This window comes from Pseudomonas sp. TE3728, from assembly GCF_056279145.1.
The window spans coordinates 4,861,333-4,879,689 of sequence record NZ_JBWBQT010000001.1 but is presented as its reverse complement, the minus strand read 5'-3'; the positions used below and the strand labels follow the sequence as shown (position 1 = coordinate 4,879,689).

Below are 18,357 nucleotides of genomic sequence, written 5' to 3'. Positions count from 1 at the left end.
TTCACACGGTTTAGAAGACAGCCATAGGCTGCCGGCCGTGTCGTTTACGACTGTTCGATGGAAATTGTCATGTCCAGGTTTTCTGCTGACACACGTTTGGGCGCTGCCCAGGCTTCTTTTGCCCTGACCGAATCTCGCGTTCGCTTCAGGCACGCCACCGCCATTCTTTGCGGCTTGCTGCTGACACCGATGGTGCTGGCCGATGAACACACCGGCCACACCGAAGAACTGAGCCCGACGGTGATCACCGCCATCGCGCCAAGTTCGCCACTGACCATCGTCACCAACCCCAAGGACCCGCGCCAACCGGTGCCGGCCAGCGACGGTGGCGATTACCTGAAAACCATCCCCGGCTTCGCGCTGGTACGCAACGGCGGCACCAACGGCGATCCGGTGCTGCGCGGCATGTTCGGCTCGCGACTGAATATCCTCACCAACGGCAGCATGATGCTCGGCGCCTGCCCCGGCCGCATGGACGCGCCAACCTCATACATCTCGCCGGAAACCTACGACAAACTCACCGTGATCAAAGGCCCGCAAACCGTGCTCTGGGGCCCCGGCGCATCGGCCGGCACCGTCCTGTTCGACCGTGAGCCGGAAAGCTTCGGCGAACTCGGCACCCGGGTGAACGCCAGCATGCTGGCCGGTTCCAACGGGCGCTTCGACAAAGTGGTGGACGCCGCTGCCGGCGGGCCGCTGGGCTACGTGCGCGTGATCGGCAACACCGCGCATTCCGACGACTACAAGGACGGCAACAACGACACCGTGCCCTCGCGCTATGACAAGTGGAACGGCGACGTCGCTGTCGGCTGGACCCCGAGCGCCGACACGCTGCTGGAACTGACCGCCGGCAAGGGCGACGGCGAAGCCCGCTACGCCGGGCGTGGCATGGACGGTTCGCAGTTCTTGCGCGAAAGCCTGGGCCTGCGCTTTGAGCAGTCGAACATCGGTGAAGTGCTGGATAAGGTCGAGGCACAGGTCTACTACAACTACGCCGACCACGTGATGGACAACTACACCCTGCGCACGCCGTCCGGCACCGGGATGATGGCCGGCCCCATGGCCTCCAACGTTGACCGCCGGACCCTCGGCGCGCGGATCAAAGCCACTTGGCGCTGGGCCGATGTGCAACTGATCAGTGGCCTGGATGCGCAGACCAACGAACATCGCCAACGCAGCGCGATGGGCGTCGACGCCTACAAGGATGTGCCGCGCAACAAGGATGCCGACTTCCACAACTACGGCGTGTTCAGCGAACTGACCTGGTACGCCGCCGACCGTGATCGGTTGATCACCGGTGCGCGCCTGGATCGCGCGTCGGCCAAGGATTATCGGCAGACCATCGGCTCCGGGATGATGGCCCGCCCCAACCCGACAGCCGACGACACCCGCGCCGACACGCTGCCCAGCGGTTTCGTCCGTTACGAGCATGACCTGGCCGACAGCCCGACCACGCTGTATGCGGGCCTCGGTCACGCCCAGCGTTTCCCGGATTACTGGGAGCTGTTTTCGCCCAAGTCCGGCCCCGCCGGTTCGGTGAATGCCTTCGACTCGATCAAGCCGGAGAAAACCACCCAGTTCGACTTTGGCCTGCAATACAAGACCGAAGACCTCGAGGCCTGGGCCTCGGGTTACGTCGGGCAAGTGCGCGATTACATCCTGTTCAGCTACACGCCGGGGATGATGGGCATGACTTCGCAAGCCGAGAACATCGACGCGCGAATCATGGGCGGCGAACTCGGTGCGGCCTACAAGCTGACGGCCAACTGGAAAGCCGACGCGACCCTGGCCTACGCCTGGGGCAAGAACAGCAGCGACGGCAACGCACTGCCGCAGATGCCGCCGCTGGATGCACGTTTCGGCCTGACCTACAGCGAAAACAACTGGAGCGCCGGCGCCTTGTGGCGATTGGTTGCGGCGCAAAACCGCATCGACCGGAACAAGGGCAACGTGGTTGGCAAAGACTTCGACACGAGCTCCGGGTTCGGCGTGTTCTCGCTTAACGGTGCGTACCGGATCAACAAGAACTGGAAGGTCAGCAGTGGCGTCGACAACGTGTTCGGCAAGGCTTACGCCGAACACTTGAACCTGGCGGGCAACGCCGGTTTCGGCTTTCCGGCCAATGATCCGCAAGCCATCAACGAACCGGGACGAACGCTCTGGACCAAGGTTGATATGAGCTTCTAACAAGAAAAGTCAAAAGATCGCAGCCTTCGGCAGCTCCTACATGGGCCAAGGATATCGCCGGAATTGCGGGTGTACACACATCCCGTAGGAGCTGCTGCCGGAGACTGCGATCTTTTCAAGACAAATGAATCGCCAAGCGGAGCACTCGAATGAAACAGCCCAAACCGAATTTCTACAACCTGGCCTGGCGCTGGCATTTCTATGCCGGCCTGTTCGTCGCGCCATTCATGGTGATGCTGGCCCTGACCGGCATCATTTACCTGTTCAAACCGCAACTCGATCCGTTGATGTACGGCAGCCTGCTGAACGTCCCCGCCGCTCATCACACAGTCGCCGCAGACGACCTGCTCAAACGGGTGAAAGAGGCGTACCCACAGGGCCAGATCAAACAGTACCTGCCGCCGGTCAACGCCGAACGCAGTGCGCAATTTGTGGTGATCCATGAAGGTCATGAACTGAACGTGTTCATCGATCCATACCACGGCGACATCCTTGGCGAGCAAGACGCGAAGAAGAATCTGCAAGCGATTGCGCGCTCGATTCACGGCGAATTGATGATCGGCACCGTCGGTGATCGTCTGGTAGAACTGGCCGCCGGTTGGGGCGTGGTGCTGGTGGTCTCCGGGGTATTTTTGTGGTGGCCGCGCGGACAGTCCGCCGGGATTCTCTGGCCACGCTTGAACAGTCGTGGTCGAGTGCTCTGGCGCGACCTGCACGCAGTGACCGGGTTCTGGGGCGCGGCATTGCTGCTGGTGATGCTGCTCAGCGGCATGACCTGGACCGGGTTCTGGGGCAAGCAATACGCCGACCTCTGGAACCGCTTCCCGGTAGCCATGTGGAATGACGTGCCCAAATCCGACGTCGAGGCCCGCAGCCTCAACAGCGCCACGCGCCAGACCGTGCCGTGGGCCATGGAAAACACGCCGATGCCGATGTCCGGCGACCACGCCGAACACATGGCTCACACCGGCACGCAAGCCGGCCCGGCAGCGCCGACCATCAGCCTGCAAGACGTGCAAAACATCGCCGTGCAACGCAAGATCGAGCCCGGTTACAGCATCACCTTCCCCACCACGGCCACCGGCGTGTTCACCATCGCGGTATTCGCCGACGACCCGCGCAACGATGCCACCTTGCATGTCGACCAGTACACCGGCGACGTCCTCGCCGACGTACGCTGGCAGCATTACAGCAACGTCGCCCGGGCTACGGAAGTCGGCGTGATGCTGCACGAAGGCAAAATGTTCGGCCCGCTCAATCAGATCATCGTGCTGCTGATCTGCCTGATGATTTTGCTCAGCGCCGTCAGCGGTGTGGTGATCTGGTGGAAACGCCGGCCACAGGGCAAGTTCGGTGTACCGCCGTTGCGTCACGACCTGCCGAAATGGAAAACCGCGATGGTCATCATGTTCGGGCTGGCGGTGATGTTTCCGTTGGTGGGGGCTTCGTTGATTGTGGTGTGGGTGTTGGATCGTGTGCTGCTGTCGCGTTTGAGCCGGCAAACTGAATCCACTTCAGCTTCATCATGAAGCAGGCGAGATGCGCGTACGCGTAAAGCCAATACAATGCGGGCCAGCAGTGAATCCTTGGCAAACCGCCAAGCTCTTGTGGCGAGGGAGCTTGCTCCCGCTGGGTTGCGAAGCGACCCCAAAACCAGGCGGCCCGGTGTTCTTTGACACTGCGCATTGTCTGGTTTTGCGACTGCTGCGCAGCCGAACGGGAGCAAGCTCCCTCGCCACAGGTGTGTGCTGACTTGAACGATCATCAGGATTGAAATGACCTCGCTGAACCTCACGAACCTCGCCTGGACACCTCTGGGCCACGGCCATTGCCATCACCAGTTCCAGCTGCGTGATGCATCGTTGCACGTGGCTGCTGGCGAGTTCGTCGGGTTGATCGGCCCCAACGGCAGCGGCAAAACCAGCCTGTTGCGGTGCGCCTATCGCTTCAGCAAACCGGAAAGCGGCGAGGTCAAACTCGACCATCACAACGTCTGGAAGCAATCCTCACGCTGGTGCGCGCAACGCATCGCGGTGGTGTTACAAGAGTTCCCCGACGCCTTCGGCCTGACCGTGGATGAAGTGGTCGCCATGGGCCGCACGCCGCACAAAGGCCTGTTTGATGGCGATACCCTCGAGGATCGAAATTTCGCGAGCCAGGCCCTGGAATCGGTCGGCCTCAAGGGCTTCGAAGACCACGCCTTCGCCACCCTTTCCGGTGGTGAAAAACAGCGGGTAATCCTCGCCCGCGCCCTGGCCCAGCAACCGCAATTGCTGATCCTCGACGAACCGACCAATCACCTCGACCCGCGCTATCAGCTGGAGTTGTTGCAACTGGTCAAGCGCCTGCAGATCGGCACGCTGGCGAGCATTCACGACCTCAATCTGGCGGCAGCCTTCTGCGATCGGCTGTACGTGATCAATCACGGACGCATCGTTGCCAGCGGCACACCCAAAGAAGTCCTGACCGCCCAACTTTTGCACAACGTGTTCGGCGTCGACGCCCTGATCGACGACCATCCCTTGCACGGCTACCCACGAATCACCTGGATAACCCAACCATGACTTTGCGTTCCCTGCTGTGTCTCACTCTGTTGCTGGGCAGTGCCCAAGCCTTCGCCGAAGCCACGAAATACCCGCTGACCGTCCAGAGCTGCAACCGCGAAGTGACGTTCAAGCAAGCGCCGAAACACGCGGTCAGCCATGACATCAACATGACCCAGATGATGCTCGCCCTCGGCCTCAAACCGCAGATGGCCGGCTACAGCGGCGTGACCGGCTGGAAGTCGGTCACGCCCCAGATGCAGACCATCCTGGATGGCCTGCCGGAACTGGCGGCCAAGTACCCGTCGGTGGAAACCCTGCTCAACGCCAATGTCGATTTCTTCTTCGCCGGCTGGGATTACGGCATGCGCGTCGGCGGTGATCTCACGCCGCAAACCCTGCAACCGCTGGGTATCAACGTCTACGAACTTACCGAGTCCTGCGCCTTCGTCATGAAGCGCCCGCCCGCCAGCCTGGAAGACACTTATAACGACCTGCGCAACCTCGGGAAAATTTTCGACGTGCAGGATCGCGCCAATGCCGTGATTGCCCAGATGCAGGCGCAAGTCGCCGAGGTGCGCAAGGACCTGCCGACCGACAAGCCTCGGGTATTTCTCTACGACAGCGGTGAAGACCGGGCCATGACGTCCGGGCGACTCGGCATGCCGCAGGCGCTGATCGACGCGGCGGGCGGGCGCAACATTCTCGACGACGTCGAGGCGAGCTGGACTCGGGTGAATTGGGAGAACGTGGTCGAGCGCAATCCGCAGGTGATCGTGATAGTCGACTACGGCGAAGTTACCGCGGAGCAGAAGGAGCAATTCCTGCTCAATAACCAGGCGCTGCAATCGGTGGACGCGATCAAGAACCAGCACTTTATCGTCATTCCGTACGTACAGGCCACGCCCGGGATCGATAACGTGCTGGCGGTCGAAACCCTGGCCAAGGGTTTCCACGGCGAATGATCGATCGTCGCTATGCCTTGTTGCTGATCGCCCTCGGCGCGCTGTTGCTGGTGTCGTGCGTGGTGTCGCTGGGCTTCGGCCCGGCGCGGGTGCCGGTGGACGTGGTGTGGCGAATATTGCTGCACAAGATTTTGGGTTTCGGTGTGCCGGACTGGACGGCCGGCCAGGAACACATCGTCTGGCTGATCCGCGTGCCGCGTATGTTGCTCGGCGCGCTGGTGGGCGCTGGTCTGGCGTTGATTGGCGCGGTGCTGCAAGCGGTGACGCGCAATCCATTGGCTGATCCGCACTTGCTCGGGGTCACCTCCGGCGCCACCCTCGGCGCAGTGATCGTGGTGTTGCATGTTGGTGAGATCGCAGGCTTGCTGACCTTGCCGATTGCGGCGTTTATCGGCGCGTTGTTGAGCATGTTGATCGTGCTGATGATCGCCAACCGTCATGGGCGGCTGGACAGTGATCGGCTGCTGTTATGCGGCGTGGCGGTGTCGTTCGTGATGATGGCGATTGCCAATCTGCTGCTGTTTCTGGGCGACCATCGCGCCAGTTCGGCGGTGATGTTCTGGATGCTTGGCGGCCTCGGGTTGGCGCGCTGGGAATTGCTCGCGGTGCCGGCGGCGAGTGTGTTGCTTGGGTTGGTGTTGTTGCTGGGGATGGCCCGGCCGTTGAATGCGTTGATGGCCGGTGAACAGACGGCTGTGACCCTCGGGCTGAATGCTCGCACCGTGCGTTTGCGGGTGTTTTTGATTGCGTCGTTGATGACGGGGGTGTTGGTGTCGATCAGTGGGTCTATCGGGTTTGTCGGGCTGATGGTGCCGCACATTGCCCGGCGTTTGGTCGGGGCCGAGCATCGGCGGTTGCTGCCGGTGTGCGTGTTGCTGGGCAGTCTGTTCCTCGTCTGGGTCGATGTCGCCGCCCGCACTCTGATCGCCCCGGAAGACCTGCCCATCGGCGTCGCCACCGCAGCCATCGGCGGGTTGTTCTTCATCGGCCTGATGCGCCGCCGCTGATCCCTTCTCTACCAGATGCACACAGCCCCCCTGTAGGAGCTGCCGAGTGAAACGAGGCTGCGATCTTTTGACTTTGATTTTTTAAGATCAAAAGATCGCAGCCTCGTTTCACTCGACAGCTCCTACGGTAATCCGTGTCAGACGAGAATTTGGTGTCAGACGTGGGAATGCCGCTGAATACTGTTTTTGAATGTTTAACAGATGTGTCGAAACCGGGAAGTTTCCCACGTCTTTTTCAGGTTGTTCGTCGGACGTGGGCCCTCTAGTCTTGGGCTGTCGCTGAACACTCAGCGATCGGGTGTGAGAACCCGGTAGCCCTGTTAATCCAACATCAGTACCACCATAATTGCCGCCAGCTTATCCGCTGTCTGCAATGCTCTATGGCGGCTGTGTGCGGGCGGACTTCGGTCCGGCCGGGTTTGGGTGTTGACCGGTTTCTCACTCCGCACATAGCTGCCCCCCTTCGTCGCGTGAGAAACGACAAAGGATGGCTCCAATTAAGAGACAACACCCGATGAGCAAGAAGATAGTTCCCGATCCACCCATCGATATCACCATTCCCGAAGCCGAAAAATCGCGCGACGACGACCTCCTCAAAGATCGCGAAGCCATAAAACGCGCCCTCGACTACTACCTCGATCCCCCGGCGTAGACACACCGCAAAACAATGTGGGAGCGAGCCTGCTCGCGATGACGGCGGCACATTCAACATCCCTGTGTCTAACACACCGCCATCGCGAGCAGGCTCGCTCCCACATGGGTTCAACGTCGTACACAGATTCGGTGTACGACACAAAGCACTTGTAGGAGCGAGGCTTGCCCGCGAAAGCGGTAGGTCAGGCACATTGATGCTGGATGTGCCGCCGTCTTCGCGAGCAAGCTTCGCTCCTACGGGAGCCAGCCAATATCTGCGCCCCAATGTGGCGCATCTTCTCGCACCAGTGCGCCAAACGCGTTCCTTCATGGTGCGCCGCCAAACCCGCGCAACCGCTCTAATACGACATTTCCTTGCCCTTCCCCGACCGGGCACAGCCCTTGCTAAAGACCCTTCAGTCGTCCGCATCTGCCAACCATAAAAAACTTTAACGTTCATGGAGATCGCACAATGAAGCGTCGCAGTTTGATCAAGGCTTTCACACTATCGGCAAGCATTGCCGCGATGGGCATGGCCTGGACGGTCCAGGCCGCCGAGACCATCAAGGTCGGTATTCTGCATTCGTTGTCCGGGACCATGGCGATCTCCGAAACCTCGCTCAAAGACATGGCGTTGATGACCATCGACGAAATCAACGCCAAGGGCGGCGTCAACGGCAAGATGCTGGAGCCGGTGGTGGTTGACCCCGCATCGAACTGGCCACTGTTCGCCGAAAAGGGCCGGCAGTTACTGACTCAGGACAAGGTGGCGGTGGTGTTCGGCTGCTGGACCTCGGTGTCGCGTAAGTCGGTATTGCCGGTGTTCGAAGAGCTCAACGGTCTGCTGTTCTACCCGGTACAGTACGAGGGCGAAGAAATGTCGCCGAACGTGTTCTACACCGGCGCGGCGCCTAACCAGCAAGCAATTCCGGCGGTGGAATACCTGATGAGTGAAGAAGGCGGCAGCGCCAAGCGTTACTTCCTGCTCGGCACCGACTACGTTTACCCGCGCACCACCAACAAGATTCTGCGCTCGTTCCTGCACTCCAAGGGTGTGGCGGACAAGGACATCGAAGAGGTCTACACCCCGTTCGGCCATAGCGACTATCAAACCATCGTCGCCAACATCAAAAAATTCTCCGCCGGCGGCAAGACGGCGGTCATCTCCACGGTCAACGGCGACTCCAACGTGCCGTTCTATAAAGAGCTGGCCAACCAGGGCCTGAAAGCCACCGACGTTCCTGTCGTGGCGTTCTCCGTGGGCGAAGAAGAACTGCGTGGCATCGACACCAAACCGCTGGTGGGCAACCTCGCGGCGTGGAACTACTTCGAGTCGGTCGAGAACCCGCAGAACAAGAAGTTCGTCGCCGACTGGAAAGCCTACGCCAAGAAACACAACCTGCCGGGCGCTGACAAAGCAGTGACCAACGACCCGATGGAAGCCACCTATGTCGGCATCCACATGTGGGCGCAAGCAGCGGAGAAAGCCAAGTCCACCGACGTCAACAAAGTCCGCGAAGCCCTGGCCGGCCAGACTTTTGTCGCGCCGTCCGGTTACACCCTGACCATGGACAAGACCAACCACCACCTGCACAAACCGGTGATGATCGGCGAGATTCAGGCCGACGGTCAGTTCAACGTTGTATGGCAGACCGAAGGGCCGATCCGCGCCCAGCCGTGGAGCCCGTTCATTCAGGGTAACGACAAGAAGCCGGACTATGCGGTGAAGAGCAACTAAAGCCACTGGGTGTCGGCCTCGGGCACCAAACCCGAGGCCGACACAAATCCCTGTGGGAGCGAGCCTGCTCGCGATGAGGCCACGACAGTCGACATTGATGGTGAATGTCAGACCGCTATCGCGAGCAGGCTCGCTCCCACATTTAGTCTGTGCAAGGCCATGCATATGCCCACTGCCCTTTATCGCTTCATTCTCGCCGTCGCGCTGTTATTGCCGATGGCCACCCACGCCGGCGACGCCGAAGACTTCGTCGCGGCCAATCCCGTGCAACAAGCAAAACTTCTCGAAACCTGGGCCGCGCAGCCCGATCCGGCCCGTATCGAATTGATCAACGCTCTGCAACAAGGCGAATTGACGGTCGATGGCCAACCAAAAACCCTGCGCCTGAACAATCGCCTGCGCGGTCTGATCGATACCGCGCTGGCCAGCCACCAGTTGCTCGCCGCCGACGCCAAAATCCGTCTGGCCGCCGCGCAGCAATTGCAGAAAAGCGCCAAACCGGCGCAGTTGAAATTCCTCGACCAGCAACTGGCTGGCGAAAAAGACGAAACCGTTCACGCCGCCCTGAGCCTGGCGCTGGCCAACCTGCAACTGGTCGATACCGATCCGGCCGTGCGCCTCGCCGCTGTGCGTCTGCTCGGTGAAACCGGTGACCCGCTGGCCCGCACCCGCCTCGAAGGGTTGCTTGAACCCGGCGTCGAAGCCGATGCCAATGTGCGCACCGCCGCCGAAACCAGCCTGGCCCAGGTCAAACGCAAACTGCTGATCGGCGAGATGCTCGGCCAGGCGTTCAGTGGTATGTCCCTCGGTTCGATCCTGCTACTCGCGGCGTTGGGACTGGCGATTACCTTCGGCCTGCTCGGCGTGATCAACATGGCCCACGGCGAGATGCTGATGCTCGGCGCCTACTCGACTTACGTGGTGCAGCTAATGTTCCAGCGCTTCGCACCGCAAGCCATTGAGTTCTATCCGCTGATTGCCTTGCCGGTGGCGTTTTTCGTCACCGCCGGGATCGGCATGGCGCTGGAGCGCACGGTGATTCGTCACCTCTATGGCCGCCCATTGGAAACCCTGCTGGCGACGTGGGGCATCAGCCTGATGCTGATTCAGTTGGTGCGCCTGGTGTTCGGCGCGCAGAACGTTGAAGTGGCCAACCCGGCGTGGTTGTCGGGCGGGATTCAGGTGCTGCCGAATCTGGTGCTGCCGTACAACCGCATCGTGATCATCGCGTTCGCCTTGTTTGTGGTGGTGCTGACCTGGCTGCTGCTGAACAAGACGCGACTGGGTCTCAACGTGCGCGCCGTCACCCAGAACCGCAACATGGCCGCCTGCTGCGGCGTACCGACCGGGCGCGTCGACATGCTCGCTTTCGGTCTCGGCTCGGGCATCGCCGGCCTCGGCGGTGTGGCGCTGAGCCAGATCGGCAACGTCGGCCCGGACCTCGGTCAGAGTTACATCATCGACTCATTCCTGGTGGTGGTGCTCGGCGGTGTCGGTCAACTGGCCGGTAGCGTATTGGCCGCCTTCGGGCTCGGCATCGCCAACAAAATTCTCGAACCGCAGATCGGTGCGGTGCTCGGCAAGATCCTGATCCTCGCGCTGATCATTCTGTTCATCCAGAAACGTCCGCAAGGCCTCTTCGCACTGAAAGGACGGGTGATCGACTGATGAATCAGCCTCTGCTGCTCACGGCCACACAAAAGGCCGGCCCCAAGGTCACGATTGCTGTCGGTGCGGTAATCCTCGCTCTGCTGCTGGCGTTGCCATTGCTGTCGTTGTTACCGGAGGACAGCACCTTTCATGTCTCGGCTTATACGCTAACTCTGGTGGGCAAAATCCTGTGCTACGCCATCGTTGCCCTGGCGCTCGATCTGGTCTGGGGTTACGCCGGCCTCTTGTCGCTGGGTCACGGTCTGTTCTTCGCCCTCGGCGGTTACGCGATGGGCATGTACCTGATGCGCCAGGCCTCGGGCGATGGCTTGCCGGCGTTCATGACGTTCCTGTCGTGGACCGAATTGCCGTGGTACTGGATCGGCACCAGCAGCTTCCTCTGGGCCATGTGTCTGGTGGTGTTGGCGCCGGGCCTGCTGGCGCTGGTGTTCGGTTTCTTCGCCTTCCGCTCGCGGATCAAAGGTGTGTATTTCTCGATCATGACCCAGGCTCTGACCTTCGCCGGGATGTTGCTGTTTTTCCGCAACGAAACCGGGTTTGGCGGCAACAACGGCTTCACCAACTTCCGCACCATTCTCGGGTTTGGCATCACGGAACCGGGGACGCGTGCGGTGTTGTTTTTCGCCACGGTGTTGTTGCTGGTGGCGAGCCTGTTCATTGGTTGGCGGCTGGCGCAAAGCAAGTTCGGCCGGGTGCTGACCGCGTTGCGCGATGCGGAAAACCGCCTGATGTTCTGCGGTTACGATCCACGCGGCTTCAAGTTGTTTGTCTGGGTATTGAGCGCGGTGCTATGCGGCTTGGCGGGCGCGCTGTATGTGCCGCAAGTCGGGATTATCAACCCGAGTGAAATGTCGCCGACCAACTCCATCGAGGCCGCCGTCTGGGTGGCGCTGGGTGGTCGCGGCACGCTGATCGGTCCGCTGCTCGGCGCTGGTGTGGTCAACGGGATGAAGAGCTGGTTCACCGTGGCGTTTCCGGAGTACTGGCTGTTTTTCCTCGGCGCGCTGTTCATCGTCGTGACTTTGTATCTGCCTAAGGGAGTGATCGGTCTGCTGAAGAAAAGGGGCGAATCATGAGAATCACTGCAACGGCTGAATTCATGCTCGAACCGGCGTTTTTCCCCGTAGAGCCCAACAAAGATGCGGGCAGCAGCCGCGATGCCATCGGTCTCGGCCAACGCGTCGGCCCCGGCCTGAATACCCGCCACGGCACCATCCTGACCCTGGAAGACATCAGCGTCAGCTTCGATGGTTTCAAGGCGCTGAACGCTCTGAACCTGTACATCGGTGTCGGCGAATTGCGCTGCATCATCGGCCCCAATGGCGCGGGCAAGACCACGCTGATGGACGTGATCACCGGCAAGACTCGCCCAAGTCATGGCAAAGCCTGGTTCGGTGAAACCCTCGACTTGACGCAGATGAGTGAAGTGCAGATTGCCCAGGCTGGTATCGGTCGCAAATTCCAGAAGCCTACGGTGTTCGAAGCCCTGAGCGTGTTCGAAAACCTGGAGTTGGCGCAGAAAACCGACAAGTCGGTATGGGCCAGTCTGCGGGCTCGTCTGAGCGGTGAACAGAAAGATCGCATCAGCGAAGTGCTGGAAACCATCCGCCTGACTCCCTCGGTCAATCGCCCGGCGGGTTTGTTATCCCACGGTCAGAAGCAGTTTCTGGAAATCGGCATGCTGCTGATGCAAGACCCGCAACTGCTGCTGCTCGACGAACCGGTGGCGGGCATGACCGACGCCGAAACCGAATTCACTGCCGAGCTGTTCAAGAGCCTGGCGGGCAAGCATTCGCTGATGGTGGTGGAACACGACATGGGCTTCGTCGGCTCGATTGCCGACCACGTCACCGTGTTGCATCAAGGCAGCGTGCTGGCCGAAGGGTCGCTGGAACAGGTGCAGGACAATGAGCGGGTGATTGAGGTCTACCTCGGCCGCTAGACCATGGTCCAACCCACTGCCCACTGCCCCACTGCCCACTGCCCACTGTAGGAGCTGTCGAGTGAAACGAGGCTGCGATCTTTTGATCTTCCGGAGGTGCGACATGCAAAGATCAAAAGATCGCAGCCTCGTTTCACTCGACAGCTCCTACAAGAGCAGATGCCGGGCAAATTCAGTGATACAACAGATCAAGAGTGCGGCCCGTGTCACACAGAAGGAATTTTGAACATGCTGCAAGTCGACAAGCTGCACCAGTACTACGGCGGTAGCCACATCCTGCGGGGTCTGACGTTTGAGGTGAAGGTCGGCGAAGTCACCTGCCTGCTCGGGCGCAATGGCGTGGGCAAGACCACCCTGCTCAAATGCCTGATGGGCTTGCTGCCGGCCAAGGAGGGCGCGGTGAACTGGGAAGGCAAACCGATCACCACGTTCAAGCCGCACCAACGGGTGCATGCTGGCATCGCTTACGTGCCTCAGGGCCGGGAAATCTTTGGCCGACTGACCGTGGAAGAAAACCTGCTGATGGGCCTCTCACGGTTTCCCGGCGCTGAAGCGAAGGAAGTCCCGGCGTTCATCTACGAGCTGTTCCCGGTGCTGCTGCAAATGAAGCAACGGCGTGGCGGTGACTTGTCCGGTGGGCAACAACAGCAACTGGCGATCGGCAGAGCACTGGCCAGTCGTCCACGGTTGCTGATCCTCGACGAACCCACCGAAGGCATCCAGCCGTCGGTGATCAAGGAAATCGGCGCGGTGATCAAGCAGCTCGCGGCTCGCGGTGATATGGCGATTCTGCTGGTGGAGCAGTTCTATGATTTCGCCGCCGAACTGGCCGATCAGTACCTGGTCATGTCCCGAGGCGAGATCGTGCAACAAGGGCGCGGTGAAAATATGGAAGCCGAAGGTGTCCGTGGACTGGTTACGATCTAACCTGCAGCCTCCTGACGATAATTGGAAATCATGAATTTACCTGCCTCCATCACGCTGTTCACCCCCAGCTGGCATGCCGAGCTGGAACTGGGCTACGCCCGTTTCGGCGACAGCACGCGCCCGGTGCAGCGTCGCCACAAAGGCCCGCTGCGGGTGCAGAAGCATCTGTACGCCGAAGGCCCCGAGGTGTGCCAGCACATCATCGTCCACCCGCCGGGCGGGATTGCCGGGGGTGATCGGCTGGACATCTCGGCCAACGTCGGCACGCATGCCTGGGCGCAAATCACCAGCCCCGGCGCCGCCAAGTGGTATCGCGCGGCAGGGCCGGCTTATCAGAAACTCGACCTGCGCGTGGCCGCCGGTGCTACGTTGGAGTGGCTGCCGCAAGAGACGATTATCTTCAGCGACGCTCAGGCGCAACTCAGCACCCGCATCGACCTTGAGGGCGATGCGCGGTTGTTCTACTGGGACGTGGTGGCGCTGGGACGCCCGGCCAGTGGCGAGAGCTTTGACCTCGGGTATTTTCAGGCGCACCTGGATATCCGTCGCGACGGCCAGTTGCTCTGGCACGAACGCCAGCGCATTGTCGGCAATGATGGTTTGCTGGATTCGCCGATAGGTCTGGATGGCCAACCGGTGTTTGCGACGTTGCTGGTGACGGGTGAAATTGATAGCGAATTGCTGGAGAAGTGTCGCTCGCTGAGCAATGACGTGCGCGGGGATCTGACGCAATTGCCAGGGCTTTTGGTGGCTCGATGCCTGGCCAGTGAGGCGCTGTTGGCACGTGGTTGGCTGATTGATTTGTGGCGGTTGTTGCGCCCGGCGTTGCTGGGGCGAGAGGCCGTCCCGCCCAGAATATGGAGCACCTGAACACGATACACCCTGTTGGACTGTAGGATCTGGATCTGGATCTGGATCTGGATCTGGATCTGGACCGTAGGAGCTGTCGAGTGAAACGAGGCTGCGATCTTTTGATCTTTGGCGGTGCCGAAAAAAGATCAAGATCAAGATCAAAAGATCGCAGCCTCGTTTCACTCGACAGCTCCTACACAGCTCCTACATAGGCCTGCATAGCGCCTGCAAAAGAGTGCAAGACCTTAGATTTTCATTCTGCCAAATATGGATTCCAACGATGGACCTGACCCCACGCGAAAAAGACAAGCTGCTGATCTTCACCGCCGGCCTCGTGGCCGAACGACGTTTGGCTCGCGGCGTGAAGCTCAATTACCCGGAGGCCATGGCCTATATTTCCGCAGCGCTGCTCGAAGGCGCGCGTGACGGCCAGACCGTGGCCGAGCTGATGCATTTCGGCACCACCCTGCTCAGCCGCGAACAAGTGATGGAAGGCATCCCGGAAATGATTCCGGAGATCCAGGTCGAAGCGACGTTTCCCGACGGCACTAAACTGGTCACCGTTCACCAACCGATCGCCTGAGGTCGCGCCATGACTTACCACATCCGCGAGGCGCTGCTCGCCGACCTGCCGGCGATCCGCGACATCTACAACGACGCCGTGCTCAACACCACGGCGATCTGGAACGAACAGGCCGTGGACCTCGGTAACCGCCAGGCCTGGTTCAGCGCCCGGCAAGACCAGGGCTATCCGGTGCTGGTGATCGTCGACGGCGACAACAGCGTACTCGGCTACGCTTCATTCGGTGACTGGCGGCCGTTCGACGGGTTCCGCCACACGGTCGAGCACTCGGTGTACGTGCGCAACGATCAGCGGGGCAATGGCCTCGGGCCGCAACTGATGGAAGTGCTGATCGAACGCGCCAAAGGCTGCAACAAACACGTGATGGTCGCCGCCATCGAAAGCGGTAACGGCGCCTCGATTCGGCTGCACGACCGGGCCGGTTTTGTCGTCACCGGCCAAATGCCGCAGGTGGGTACCAAGTTCGGCCGCTGGCTGGACCTGACCTTCATGCAACTGATCCTCGACCCGGGCGCAATGCCACCCGGTCCCCACAAGGAGTGATACCCATGAACGCCGCCCAACTGCGCCGCGTCAATGTTGAAAGCTTTGCGCACTATCGTCAGGGTTTGATTGATTTGCTGCTCGACGCCGTCGGCTATGGCGCCAGTGTCGGGTTCATGGCGGATCTGGATGCGACCCAGGCCCGAGCCTATTTCGATGAAGTCCAGGAGAACCTGAACAAAGGCAACGTGCTGCTCTGGGTGGTGGTCAAGGACGAACAGGTACAGGCCAGCGTGCAATTGACGTTGTGCCAGAAAGCCAATGGGCTGAACCGCGCCGAAGTGCAGAAACTGTTGGTGCGTGAACATGCCCGTCGTCGCGGCCTGGGCCAACAGATGATGCATGCCGTTGAACTCGCGGCCCGCCAGCACAAACGCGGCATGCTCTACCTCGACACCGAAGCCGGCTCCCCCGCTGAAGACTTCTACAAGGCTTTGGGTTACACCCGCGCCGGCGAAATCCCCGACTACGCCTGTGACCCGAATGGCCGCTACAAACCGACCGCCCTCTATTACAAAATTCTCCAAGGAGCCCATTGATGATTCCCGGTGAATACCAGATCCAGCCCGGCGACATCGAACTCAACGTCGGCCGCCGCACCCGCAGCCTGAAGGTGTCCAACAGCGGCGACCGGCCGATCCAGGTCGGCTCGCATTATCACTTCTTCGAAACCAACGACGCCCTGACCTTCGACCGCGCCGCCAGCCGCGGCATGCGCCTGAACATCCCCGCTGGCACCGCCGTGCGCTTCGAGCCGGGGCAGAGCCGCGAGGTCGAGCTGGTAGACCTGGCCGGCCATCGCCGGGTGTTCGGGTTTGCCGGCAGGATCATGGGTGACCTCGATTAAAGATCAAAAGATCGCAGCCTCGCTTCGCTCGACAGCTCCTACAGGAAAACGCGATAGACAGGGAAACACGATTCGCCTGTAGGAGCTGTCGAGCGGAGCGAGGCTGCGATAGCGAGCGACGCGAGCGGTCTCAAACACAATTGAATCCCAAGGCAAGCGCATGAAAATCTCAAGACAAGCCTACGCCGACATGTTCGGCCCCACCGTCGGTGACAAAGTCCGTCTGGCCGACACCGAGCTGTGGATCGAAGTGGAACAGGACTTCACCACTTACGGCGAAGAAGTGAAATTCGGCGGCGGCAAAGTCATTCGCGACGGCCAGGGCCAGAGCCAGTTATTGGCCGCAGAGGTCGTTGACACCCTGATCACCAACGCCCTGATCATCGACCACTGGGGCATCGTCAAGGCGGACGTCGGCCTCAAGGATGGGCGCATCGCCGCCATCGGCAAGGCCGGCAACCCGGACATCCAGCCGAACGTCACCATCGCCGTCGGCGCCAGCACCGAAGTCATTGCCGGTGAAGGCATGATCCTCACCGCCGGCGGCATCGACACGCATATCCACTTCATCTGCCCGCAGCAGATCGAAGAAGCATTGATGAGCGGCGTCACCACCATGATCGGCGGCGGCACTGGTCCGGCCACCGGCACTAATGCCACCACTTGCACCTCCGGGCCGTGGCACCTGGCGCGCATGCTTCAGGCCGCCGATGCCTTCCCGATGAACATCGGCTTCACCGGCAAGGGCAACGCCAGCCTGCCGGAACCGCTGATCGAACAGGTCAAGGCCGGCGCCATCGGCCTCAAGCTGCACGAAGACTGGGGCACCACCCCGGCGAGCATCGACAACTGCCTGAACGTGGCCGACCAGTACGACGTTCAAGTGGCGATCCACACCGACACCCTCAACGAGTCGGGCTTCGTCGAAACCACCCTCGCCGCCTTCAAGGGCCGCACCATCCATACCTACCACACCGAAGGTGCCGGCGGCGGCCATGCCCCGGACATCATCAAGGCCTGCGGTTTTGCCAACGTATTGCCGAGTTCGACCAACCCGACCCGGCCGTTCACCCGCAACACCATCGACGAACACCTCGACATGCTGATGGTCTGCCACCACCTGGACCCGAGCATTGCCGAAGACGTGGCCTTCGCCGAAAGCCGCATTCGCCGCGAAACCATCGCCGCCGAAGACATCCTTCACGACCTTGGCGCGTTCTCGATGATCAGCTCCGACAGCCAGGCCATGGGCCGCGTCGGTGAAGTCATCACGCGCACCTGGCAGACCGCCGACAAAATGAAAAAGCAGCGCGGCCCGCTGCCACAGGATGGCGAAGGCAACGACAACTTCCGCGCCAAACGCTACATCGCCAAATACACCATCAACCCGGCGATCACCCACGGCATCAGCCATGAAGTGGGCTCGGTGGAAGTGGGTAAATGGGCGGATCTGGTGCTCTGGCGTCCGGCGTTTTTCGGGGTCAAACCGACGCTGATCCTCAAGGGCGGAGCCATTGCGGCCAGCCTGATGGGTGACGCCAACGCTTCGATCCCGACGCCGCAGCCGGTGCATTACCGCCCGATGTTCGCCAGCTACGGCGGCTCGCTGCATGCCACCAGCCTGACGTTTATCAGCCAGGCGGCGCAGGACGCCGGTTTGCCCGAAACGTTGGGCCTGAAAAAGAAAATCGCGGTGGTCAAAGGTTGCCGTGACGTGCAGAAAACCGATCTGATTCACAACGATTACCTGCCAAACATCGATGTCGATCCGCAGACCTATCAGGTCAAGGCCGACGGTGTGTTGCTGTGGTGTGAACCGGCAGAAACCCTGCCGATGGCTCAGCGCTACTTCCTGTTTTGAGTCGCTGGATACGTCACAAGCAAAGGCCTCGAACATCTGTGTCGAGGCCTTTGGTTTT

Annotated in this window: 16 protein-coding genes and 1 pseudogene; all 17 read left to right on the top strand. The window is 60.8% G+C overall.

Annotation, left to right across the window (positions count from 1 at the left end; all coding sequences use genetic code 11):
• The first annotated feature begins 69 nt into the window (after positions 1 to 69).
• Complete coding sequence (locus tag ACZ89R_RS21320) at positions 70 to 2,187, top strand: TonB-dependent copper receptor (RefSeq protein WP_429544672.1); 2,118 nt, start codon at positions 70 to 72, stop codon at positions 2,185 to 2,187.
• A gap of 149 nt (positions 2,188 to 2,336) precedes the next feature.
• Positions 2,337 to 3,716, top strand: coding sequence for a PepSY-associated TM helix domain-containing protein (locus tag ACZ89R_RS21315; protein ID WP_429544673.1), 1,380 nt, complete (start codon positions 2,337 to 2,339; stop codon positions 3,714 to 3,716).
• 246 nt (positions 3,717 to 3,962) lie between these two features.
• Positions 3,963 to 4,751 carry an ABC transporter ATP-binding protein gene (locus tag ACZ89R_RS21310; protein ID WP_429544674.1) on the top strand — a complete coding sequence of 263 codons (789 nt, stop codon included), beginning with the start codon at positions 3,963 to 3,965 and terminating at the stop codon, positions 4,749 to 4,751.
• Entirely contained in the window at positions 4,748 to 5,695 is a 948-nt protein-coding gene (locus ACZ89R_RS21305; protein WP_429544675.1) for an ABC transporter substrate-binding protein, read from the top strand. The genes ACZ89R_RS21310 and ACZ89R_RS21305 overlap by 4 nt, the downstream gene beginning before the upstream one ends.
• Positions 5,692 to 6,702, top strand: a complete 1,011-nt coding sequence (locus tag ACZ89R_RS21300) for a FecCD family ABC transporter permease (protein WP_429544676.1) — start codon at positions 5,692 to 5,694, stop codon at positions 6,700 to 6,702. Before ACZ89R_RS21305 ends, ACZ89R_RS21300 begins: the two co-directional genes overlap by 4 nt.
• Positions 6,703 to 7,216: 514 nt before the next feature.
• Positions 7,217 to 7,351, top strand: a pseudogene (locus ACZ89R_RS21295) (DUF6124 family protein); the annotation flags it as partial.
• A gap of 456 nt (positions 7,352 to 7,807) precedes the next feature.
• Positions 7,808 to 9,073, top strand: coding sequence for an urea ABC transporter substrate-binding protein (urtA, locus tag ACZ89R_RS21290; RefSeq protein WP_429544677.1), 1,266 nt, complete (start codon positions 7,808 to 7,810; stop codon positions 9,071 to 9,073).
• 165 nt (positions 9,074 to 9,238) lie between these two features.
• On the top strand, positions 9,239 to 10,741 hold the full coding sequence (urtB, locus tag ACZ89R_RS21285) for an urea ABC transporter permease subunit UrtB (RefSeq protein WP_429544678.1): 1,503 nt from the start codon (positions 9,239 to 9,241) through the stop codon (positions 10,739 to 10,741).
• Positions 10,741 to 11,820: an urea ABC transporter permease subunit UrtC gene (gene urtC / locus ACZ89R_RS21280; protein ID WP_429544679.1), complete on the top strand. Its 1,080-nt coding sequence runs from the start codon at positions 10,741 to 10,743 to the stop codon at positions 11,818 to 11,820. Before urtB ends, urtC begins: the two co-directional genes overlap by 1 nt.
• A complete protein-coding gene (urtD, locus tag ACZ89R_RS21275) occupies positions 11,817 to 12,686 on the top strand; it encodes an urea ABC transporter ATP-binding protein UrtD (RefSeq protein WP_429544680.1) in 870 nt (289 codons plus the stop codon). Before urtC ends, urtD begins: the two co-directional genes overlap by 4 nt.
• 228 nt (positions 12,687 to 12,914) lie before the next feature.
• The gene (gene urtE / locus ACZ89R_RS21270) at positions 12,915 to 13,613 is read left to right on the top strand and encodes an urea ABC transporter ATP-binding subunit UrtE (protein WP_123721453.1); all 699 of its coding nucleotides are present in this window, start codon (positions 12,915 to 12,917) and stop codon (positions 13,611 to 13,613) included.
• 30 nt (positions 13,614 to 13,643) lie between these two features.
• Positions 13,644 to 14,483 carry an urease accessory protein UreD gene (locus ACZ89R_RS21265; RefSeq protein WP_429544681.1) on the top strand — a complete coding sequence of 280 codons (840 nt, stop codon included), beginning with the start codon at positions 13,644 to 13,646 and terminating at the stop codon, positions 14,481 to 14,483.
• Between the two features lie 262 nt (positions 14,484 to 14,745).
• On the top strand, positions 14,746 to 15,048 hold the full coding sequence (gene ureA / locus ACZ89R_RS21260) for an urease subunit gamma (RefSeq protein ID WP_007907366.1): 303 nt from the start codon (positions 14,746 to 14,748) through the stop codon (positions 15,046 to 15,048).
• A gap of 9 nt (positions 15,049 to 15,057) precedes the next feature.
• Entirely contained in the window at positions 15,058 to 15,591 is a 534-nt protein-coding gene (locus ACZ89R_RS21255; protein ID WP_429544682.1) for a GNAT family N-acetyltransferase, read from the top strand.
• Positions 15,592 to 15,596: 5 nt separating this feature from the next.
• Positions 15,597 to 16,130, top strand: coding sequence for a GNAT family N-acetyltransferase (locus tag ACZ89R_RS21250; protein ID WP_007907362.1), 534 nt, complete (start codon positions 15,597 to 15,599; stop codon positions 16,128 to 16,130).
• Entirely contained in the window at positions 16,130 to 16,438 is a 309-nt protein-coding gene (locus ACZ89R_RS21245; protein WP_429544683.1) for an urease subunit beta, read from the top strand. The genes ACZ89R_RS21250 and ACZ89R_RS21245 overlap by 1 nt, the downstream gene beginning before the upstream one ends.
• 160 nt (positions 16,439 to 16,598) lie before the next feature.
• Complete coding sequence (gene ureC, locus ACZ89R_RS21240; RefSeq protein ID WP_429544684.1) at positions 16,599 to 18,299, top strand: urease subunit alpha; 1,701 nt, start codon at positions 16,599 to 16,601, stop codon at positions 18,297 to 18,299.
• The last annotated feature ends 58 nt before the right edge of the window (positions 18,300 to 18,357 follow it).